Source organism: Dolichospermum sp. UHCC 0352, from assembly GCF_009711925.1.
Taxonomy (GTDB): Bacteria; Cyanobacteriota; Cyanobacteriia; order Cyanobacteriales; family Nostocaceae; genus Dolichospermum; species Dolichospermum lemmermannii.
On record NZ_VIKY01000191.1, the window covers coordinates 80,112 to 88,234 of the forward strand.

At 42.0% G+C, this 8,123-nt stretch carries 8 protein-coding genes; 3 read left to right on the forward strand and 5 right to left on the reverse strand.

Translation table 11 applies throughout. The features are described from left to right. Positions 1–76: 76 nt before the first annotated feature. Positions 77–868, forward strand: a complete 792-nt coding sequence (locus tag FJR06_RS13350; RefSeq protein WP_015081576.1) for a PspA/IM30 family protein — start codon at positions 77–79, stop codon at positions 866–868. Positions 869–1,155: 287 nt separating this feature from the next. Here FJR06_RS13350 and FJR06_RS13355 read toward each other — a convergent pair whose 3' ends face one another. The 4 genes from FJR06_RS13355 to FJR06_RS13370 form a co-directional block, all read right to left on the reverse strand. After that, entirely contained in the window at positions 1,156–3,102 is a 1,947-nt protein-coding gene (locus tag FJR06_RS13355) for a serralysin-like metalloprotease (RefSeq protein WP_015081575.1), read from the reverse strand. 271 nt (positions 3,103–3,373) lie between these two features. Continuing rightward, a complete protein-coding gene (locus FJR06_RS13360) occupies positions 3,374–3,601 on the reverse strand; it encodes a hypothetical protein (RefSeq protein WP_015081574.1) in 228 nt (75 codons plus the stop codon). Positions 3,602–3,619: 18 nt separating this feature from the next. Next, entirely contained in the window at positions 3,620–4,093 is a 474-nt protein-coding gene (locus FJR06_RS13365) for a hypothetical protein (protein WP_015081573.1), read from the reverse strand. Positions 4,094–4,132: 39 nt separating this feature from the next. After that, complete coding sequence (locus FJR06_RS13370; protein ID WP_015081572.1) at positions 4,133–4,756, reverse strand: hypothetical protein; 624 nt, start codon at positions 4,754–4,756, stop codon at positions 4,133–4,135. Positions 4,757–5,438: 682 nt separating this feature from the next. Between FJR06_RS13370 and FJR06_RS13375 the strand changes: the two genes are divergently transcribed. Further along, positions 5,439–5,774, forward strand: coding sequence for a co-chaperone YbbN (locus FJR06_RS13375; protein ID WP_041458152.1), 336 nt, complete (start codon positions 5,439–5,441; stop codon positions 5,772–5,774). 75 nt (positions 5,775–5,849) lie between these two features. Further along, positions 5,850–7,034, forward strand: a complete 1,185-nt coding sequence (locus tag FJR06_RS13380; RefSeq protein ID WP_041458151.1) for an LL-diaminopimelate aminotransferase — start codon at positions 5,850–5,852, stop codon at positions 7,032–7,034. Positions 7,035–7,139: 105 nt separating this feature from the next. Here the strand turns inward: FJR06_RS13380 and nadC are convergent, their stop codons facing one another. Further along, the gene (gene nadC, locus FJR06_RS13385; RefSeq protein WP_015081569.1) at positions 7,140–8,021 is read right to left on the reverse strand and encodes a carboxylating nicotinate-nucleotide diphosphorylase; all 882 of its coding nucleotides are present in this window, start codon (positions 8,019–8,021) and stop codon (positions 7,140–7,142) included. Positions 8,022–8,123 lie beyond the last annotated feature (102 nt).

Consider the following 8,123-nt stretch of genomic DNA (forward strand, 5'->3'; position numbering starts at 1 on the left):
CATGGGTAGCTATTAATATAGTAGAAAAGCTAACTATCTAACCAAGAGCGTAAACCTCTAAAGGAAAAATAAATTTATGGGATTATTTGATCGCCTTAAACGAGTAGTTGGTGCTAACCTCAACGATTTAGTCAGTAAAGCCGAAGATCCAGAAAAAATGCTGGAACAAGCCCTCTTGGAAATGCAAGAGGACATGGTGAAGTTGCGTCAAGGGGTAGCGCAAGCGATCGCTGCCCAAAAACGTACAGAGAAGCAGTATAATGAGGGACAAAATGAAATTAATAAGTGGCAACGCAACGCCCAACTTGCCCTCCAAAAAGGTGATGAAAACCTAGCACGTCAAGCATTAGAGCGGAAGAAAACTTACACTGATACTGCTACGGCTTTAAAAACTAGTCTAGATCAGCAAACTGTTCAAGTTGAAGGTCTCAAAAAGAATTTAATCCAGTTAGAGAGCAAAATTTCTGAAGCCAAAACCAAGAAAGAAATGCTCAAAGCCAGGATTACTGCGGCCAAAGCCCAAGAACAATTGGGAAATATGGTGAGTGGGATGAGTACCAGCAGTGCCATGTCCGCTTTTGAGCGCATGGAAGAAAAAGTGTTGCTTCAAGAATCTCGCGCTCAGTCTACCGCAGAATTAGTAGGTTCAGATTTAGAAAACCAATTTGCACGTTTGGAATCTGGTAGTGATGTTGATGATGAATTAGCTGCAATGAAAGCATCGCTCGCACCTGCACCCGAACCAAAACTACTCACCCCAGAACAACCCAGCACCGCAACTCCAGCACAACCAACCAGTACAACTAAACCTGCTCAACCAGTTGATGCTGAATTAGAGGCTCTACGCAAACAATTGGATAATCTGTAGTTTTTACAGATAATTTAATCCAGTTAATCCCACACATCTGATTTGTGTGGGATTTTTCATATATATGAAAACTGCTGTCAAAAGGATAATTGTAAATATCTGAAAAAGGCTTAATTTCAATATCTATAATCTATGCGATCGCCAAATTTTCACGGTAACATCTAAGCTACCACAGTTAATGATAAGGTAATTGCTAAATTATTGATAAATTAGGGAACAGTTTTTCCTATTTACTGTTCCCATCGGGAGTCAGACCCCTTTTAATTCTGGTGACTTCCTAAATACTACTAAGCAACATTCAGCACGTAGGATCGAGTCCCTGTTTTGGTGGTTGGAGTTGCAGTTGAGTTATCCACGTAAGTATAGGTTCCAGTCGCCACGATTTGTCCGAAGTTGTTAACGCTAGTGGCACTTGTCAAAGTTACAGTCGCACCGTTATAGGTAAGCGGTGTGGTCAGCAAGTTGTTCAAGTCAGACAGCACACCGCCGCTCCAAACATAGGCATGATTTGTAGCTGCGGCGATTTGAGAAGCCCCTACGACTTGACCAAATTCATTGATTCCGTTAACAGAACCAGTGTTACCGCCTAAGCTACCGATCGCAGTGAATGTACCATCTGCTTGGAGCAAGAATGGCGTACTAGTCGCGGTGCTGCCACTACCACTAGTTGAAGAACCAATAATCTGACCCGCGTTGTTGATATCTCGCAAGGTAGCTTGGTCTCCACCAAAAGTGCCTAAATCAGTGAGTTGATATACACCGTTGGCATCTTTATTCCACACAATGGCGGTGTTCTTGGCAGATCCATCCAAAACTCGGTCGCTGTCCACATATCCGACGATTTGACCATTACCGTTGACTCCACGGGCTGTGCCGCCGTCGCCGCTCACGGACAGATCTGTCAAGGCAGTTACCACGCCATTTTCCCAGTAAAGCGGGTTGTCGTAACCTGATGCTTCAATATTACGACCAGAGATGAGGTTCCTGTTGTTGATGTCCAAGAAGTAGCTCTCCACGCCCCCAAAGTCGTTGATTGTCAGGTTGTAGCTACTGCCGTTCTTTTCCCAAACTAGGGCGCGGTCCGTGGCTAGAGGATTCGGTTGTCGCACTTCATCAGCCGTTCCCAGGATTACACCGCGATCGCTAATGGTGTTAACATTGGGGGTGAGCAGGGTGACTGTTTCGCCATTTGCTGCACCGAAATCAGACTGACCATTTTTCAATCCAGTGCTGGTTATGGCAGTTTGCACGCCATTTTCCCAGATGAAGCCTTGACGCACGAGGTTGTTAGTATTTACTACACCCGTGGTGGCGTTTGTATTGGTGAAAGTTGCGCCTGTGTCAAAGCGTCCGGCGATTTGTCCTAAGTCGTTAATCGAAGCTACGTTAACTGAACCATTAGGGTTGGTACTGAGAGAACCCAAATCAGTTGCTGCGTAACGGTAGAGTGGTCCGTTGTCCACCAAAGCCTGAGATCCAGATGCCACTCCTTTGAGCGTTGCGAGAAGATCATTACCCGCATACACCAAGGTGTCGCCATTGCTGCTGGTAAAGCTGAGGGATTTACCCAGTAAGCTTTCCCCCAACCGCACTTTGTCGGACGTGGTATTGAACCCCCACACAGCGACGGAACCTGTGCCGCCTTCCAGGATTAGCTTGTCTTTGCCGGTGCTGCCGAGGTACACCGAGTCATTCCCAGTACCTGCGTTGATCACATTGTTGCCTGCCCCGGCATAAATTGTGTCGTTGCCTTTACCAGAGTAGATCGTGTCGTTCCCTGCCCCGGCATAAATTGTGTCGTTGCCTTTACCCGTCAGGATGCGGTTGTTGCCTTCCCCTGCAAAGATGACATTATTCCCAGCACCCCCATCAATAAAATCACTACTCGCACCGGAGTAGATGACATCATTACCCAACCCAGTGGTGATCAGGTTTACTCCTTCTCCCGCAGAAATGAAGTTGTTGCCTTTGCCTGCATCAATAATGTCCCGACCAGAGCCAGCATAAATCACATCACTGTAGTTGCCCGTGAGAACGACGTTGTTGCCATCACCAGCGTAGACGACAACTTTGCTTACGGCATTGATCACATCATCCGCCCCTGTGCCATAGATAGGGGCAGCAGAGCCGAGGGGTGGGGGATTTAGGGGTAATAATGGGTCGGATAAATTACCTATTGGAAAGGCGGTGCTGCCTGGAAGCAGAGAAGATGTGTCATTTGCGTTGAATATCATTGAGAAAATTTCCTAAAAATTGGTATGGTAAATGCCCATGAAAATATTACCCAGTCCACAAGCAATCAGCGAAGTGATATCGCCCTTAGCCAGCACGAAGTGCCATCGCTCAACTGAAGCAAAATTCTGGGGTCAAAATATGAATGCAAATATGTTCCAGATATTTGACAATATTTAACGGATTATAAACCAACAACAAAATCTTGTGGTTACCAAATCAAGAGTTTAAACCGCTTGGTGGGTCTCTTGATTTTTGTAGTTTTTTCATTTTTTAATGCTTCTGTGGCTGAGTCTCTTGTGATGGACTAGAGGGTTCAACTAATTTACCTTCCAAAGTTAAAGACTTTAAATGGAAGTTGTAGTTAATAAGTCTTTTATCTTGCTTTACTCTTAAACAAGCAATCGGTAAGGTAATTGCAAACAAAAGAAACACTCCTACTAAACCAAAAACATACTTGTGCATTCTTTTTTCAAGAACGTCTCTTGGCGTTTGTAGCATTTTTAAATTCCTCAATCTTTAATGCAAAGGTAAATATGGAAACAGGGGATGCCAACTCATAGCTGTAGCCGCAACAAATAGGAAAAATATCCAGAAAAAGATGGTTTTAGATTTAATTTGTTTGTCTTTCCACAAAAAGTAAAGAATCACCCAACTGACCAGCCAACCAATCAGCAACATAGTTTCTTTGCCGGCATAGCTGCCAATGTTTCCCCAAAGTTTACTAGGATTATGGCTTCCGGGTATCCAACCACCAAGGTCTTTAAGTATTTTTTCTCGCTGTTTAGATGTGTCTGATAAATGATGTGCCACCATCATCGTAAAACATCCTATTCCTCCACTAATTAATGCTGCGGCGGCAGGACCAGAAGTTGCAGGCGGCTTGTTTGCTCCTTTAGCTAAAACACCAGGAAATCTTTTCAATGAACTCCAAATTTTGCCATAGATAGGCTCTGTTTTAAATTCAGATGCCCGTGATAGATCTTTAGTCATTTTCTGATTTTTATTGGTTAATAGTTAACATTGAAAAACTTACAAAGTATGAAGTTTTGCAATACTAAGTCCGGTGACTAGTCCACCCATTGCAAAAAACATCATTCCCATTAAAGCCACACAAGTTGCTGTTAAAACTGGGCGATTTTCTTTTTCTAAAATTGAGTCGCCATATTGCCACAAAATCAACGTACAAGCTACACCTATTGGCAATGTAAATAACACGGTAAATTCGTGATATTCCATTAATATGTATTGTCCTAATGGTGTATTTTCTATTAACCACGCACGAGCGCCACCAAATTCTATATTAGCTCGGTAGCGCATATATGCTAAGTTGCCTGTGGCAATACCTAAAAATGCGATCGCTGTTGACCAAAATGTCAAAGTCCGCATCTGCGGTAAAATTTTACTCCCTCCCCGCAGCAAGGGAAAGGCTAAATGTCCTGTATACACTGCAACTACTGTGGATAGTAAAGAACCGAAGCCATGTACTGTACCTATCCATCTTTGCCACGGACTAGGATTGAAGATGTTAAAAAAAGGCAGAGAAAGAAACAATGCTGCTGAAAGAATACTTAAGCCATAAACGCTGATTTTGGCGATATCTAGCTGTCTAGGAAACTCTGTGTTGACTAAGTCGGTATATTCTTCTTTCATCATTTAAGTAATCCTCCTCTCGGATAAATTAAAGTAATCGCATTTAGTTGCCAAAAATTGTGAATAAGCTTGTAGTTTAGCTATTAGTAAATTTTCTCCAAGGCTTATTTTGACACTGTTTAGCATTAACAAAATAATTTTTCCAAATACTTATTGGTTCTTTTGTCACGACAATACTCACTTATCCTCAATAAAAAGCTTACTAGTCAAGAGTTTTCACGACTAGTGATTTTGATTAAGGTATTAAATTGGCGTAGTTAATGACAAAAAATAGCATAAATCTTTATCGCTGTTTTTGTCAACTATTTGCAATAAGCATTGAAAATATTTTTATAAATACTGACATTACAGCATTACTCAACCCCTAGAGCCATATAGCTTTATCACTAAGCTTTGTCCTTTATTAACCTGCAATATGCTGTAATAATATTTGCCTGATAAAATAACAGAATTTTTTAAGTATTATCTAGTTGACAATTATAAGCAAGTAGGCATAGGTGAGAAATCCTCTGTTGTCTCACAATCATTTTTCAAATCTATATAGTTTGTACTTTCTGATTTTTGAGTAAAACGAAATAAACATTTCCCTCTGCCTGCTATAAATAGTGAAGTGGGAACAGATTGGGATAAAGTATTCTCTATTCTGTGTGTCAACTTTGATCAATACCGCCTAATGGAGATTATAATGAACAAGTGTATAATCACTATCACTGATGCTGAGTTTGAAACAGAAGTATTAAAAGCCGAGCAGCCTGTATTGGTCTATTTTTGGGCTTCCTGGTGTGGTCCTTGTCAATTGATGTCACCACTGATTAACTTGGCTGCAACAACTTATGGCGATCGCTTAAAAATTGTTAAGATAGAAGCTGATCCCAATCCAGTCGCTGTCAAGGAATATCGGGTAGAAGGTCTTCCCGCTCTTAGGTTACTAAGAGGAGAAACAGTATTAGAATCTACTGAAGGAGTAATTAGTAAAAATAAATTACTCAGTTTTTTAGATCAGCATTTAAATAATAATTAGTTACCCGTCAGTGATCAAAACTCCATAGTTTCTGATCACTCACTCATGACTAATGACCAATGACTAATAATTAAAATGCAATTTGCCACCCGGTTACAACCTTTAAAATCTAATGTATTTGCGGATATGGACACAGCCAAGACCATTGCTTTGGCTGCTGGAAGAGAATTAATTGATTTGTCCTTGGGTTCTTCAGATTTACCAGCCGAGAATCACGTCATAGAAGCGATCGCCCAATCTCTCTATGATCCTAGCACTCATGGCTACTTATTATTTCGTGGTACTCAAAATTTCCGTCAAGCCGCAGCCCAGTGGTACGAGCAAAAATTCGGTATCCCAGTTGACCCAGAAACAGAAGTTTTACCCCTGATTGGTTCTCAAGAAGGGACAGCCCATTTGCCTTTAGCCGTGCTTAATCCCGGCGATTTTGCTTTATTATTAGATCCTGGTTATCCTTCCCATGCCGGGGGAGTATACTTGGCTAGTGGTCAAATTTACACCATGCCAATAAAACCAGAAAATAATTTTTTACCAGTTTTTAGTGATATTCCCGCCAACATTTTAGCCCAGTCGCGGTTAATGGTATTAAGCTATCCCCATAATCCTACCAGTGCGATCGCCCCGTTATCCTTCTTTCAAGAAGCCGTAGCCTTTTGTCAACAACATAATATAGTCCTCGTTCACGATTTCCCCTACGTAGACTTAGTTTTCGCAGCAGAAACCCAAACTTCAAAATCTCTTGTTCCCTCAATATTGCAAGCAGACCCCGAAAAAAGCGTCTCCATTGAATTCTTTACCCTGTCTAAGTCTTATAATATGGGTGGCTTCCGCATTGGTTATGCAATTGGGAATCCGCAATTAATTCAAGCCTTAAAGCAAATCAAAGCCACCGTTGATTTTAACCAATATTTGGGAATTTTGAACGGAGCGATCGCTGCCCTCACCGGACCCCAAGATGGTGTAAAATCTGCCGTTGATACTTTTCGTCAACGCCGCGACACCTTCATCAAAGCCTTACACCGTATTGGTTGGAACGTTCCCACACCCCAAGCCACAATGTACATTTGGGCAAAACTACCCCCACAATGGAGTCATAATTCCATAGAATTCTGCACCGAATTAGTTAAACAAACAGGTGTAGCAGCTTCGCCAGGAGTCGGCTTCGGTCAATTCGGTGAAGGATACGTTCGCTTTGCATTAGTACAAAAACCAGAAATCTTAGAAACTGCTGTAGAGAGAATTTCCCAGTTCCTCTATTAACTCAAGTTGCTAGTCATCTAATTGAGCCTGGTAATTGGTAATTGGTAAATTTCTCATCCTGTTAATCCTTTAATCGGTGGATATCCTGATATGGCTTGCGCCACGCTACGCTATCAGACAGTTTACCATTCTCATACTCAAATCCAACCATTTGGACTGAGTAATAGGCGCACTAGTAGAAATATAATCAACACCAGTTTCCGCCACAGCGCGAACAGTCTCCAAGGTTACATTTCCCGAAGCCTCAATCTTCACCCGACTATCTTCTTCACGAATCAATAATACAGCTTCACTCATCATAGACAAAGACATATTATCCAACATAATAATATCAACTTTGTGCTGTAACGCTTCCCGCACCTGAGCTAAATTTTCCGTTTCCACCTCAATAGTCAGAGGATAAGGAACATGAGAACGAATGCGGGTAACAGCCTCCCCAATTCCTCCAGCAGCAACAATATGATTATCCTTAATCATCACCGCATCATCCAAACCCATGCGGTGATTCATCGCCCCACCCAAAGCACTAGCGTACTTCTCCAAAATCCTCAACCCTGGAGTAGTTTTGCGCGTATCCACCAACTGAGCAGGTAAGTCAGCTATTTTTTTCACATATATATTAGTCAAACTCGCAATTCCACTTAACCGCATCACCAAATTCAACGCCACCCGTTCCCCCATCAACAGCGTATCCAGAGAACCATTGATTTCTGCTATCACCTGTCCCGGTTCAGATGGTGTACCCTCATCAGTCAAACTGATAAAATCAACCTCATTATTTAAAAGCTTAAACACCCTAGCCGCAACTGGTAAACCCGCAATTATCCCAGGTGCTTTAGCTATCCACTTAGCTTGTCCTCTCGCGGAATTTGGGGATAATAAAGATTGAGTAGTGCGATCTCCTCTACCAATATCTTCCAACAACCAACTTTGCAACAATTGATCCAGCACCAAAAACGGTGGTAGTACAGCCACTGAACTCTTCATATTATCTTCTAATATCTATATCCACTCAACACTATCAATAATTGTCTTCCGTTCTATAAAACTTACCCAAAATCACCAAAGTCTAGACACATCTGGACAGCG

Excerpts from the sequence above, each read along its gene's own strand:
- FJR06_RS13350 (WP_015081576.1), top strand. The coding sequence starts at position 77 with ATGGGATTATTTGATCGCCTTAAACGAGTAGTTGGTGCTAACCTCAAC.
- FJR06_RS13360 (WP_015081574.1), bottom strand. The coding sequence starts at position 3,601 with ATGCTACAAACGCCAAGAGACGTTCTTGAAAAAAGAATGCACAAGTAT.
- FJR06_RS13365 (WP_015081573.1), bottom strand. The coding sequence starts at position 4,093 with ATGACTAAAGATCTATCACGGGCATCTGAATTTAAAACAGAGCCTATC.
- FJR06_RS13355 (WP_015081575.1), bottom strand. The coding sequence starts at position 3,102 with ATGATATTCAACGCAAATGACACATCTTCTCTGCTTCCAGGCAGCACC.
- nadC (WP_015081569.1), bottom strand. The coding sequence starts at position 8,021 with ATGAAGAGTTCAGTGGCTGTACTACCACCGTTTTTGGTGCTGGATCAA.
- FJR06_RS13375 (WP_041458152.1), top strand. The coding sequence starts at position 5,439 with ATGAACAAGTGTATAATCACTATCACTGATGCTGAGTTTGAAACAGAA.
- FJR06_RS13380 (WP_041458151.1), top strand. The coding sequence starts at position 5,850 with ATGCAATTTGCCACCCGGTTACAACCTTTAAAATCTAATGTATTTGCG.
- FJR06_RS13370 (WP_015081572.1), bottom strand. The coding sequence starts at position 4,756 with ATGATGAAAGAAGAATATACCGACTTAGTCAACACAGAGTTTCCTAGA.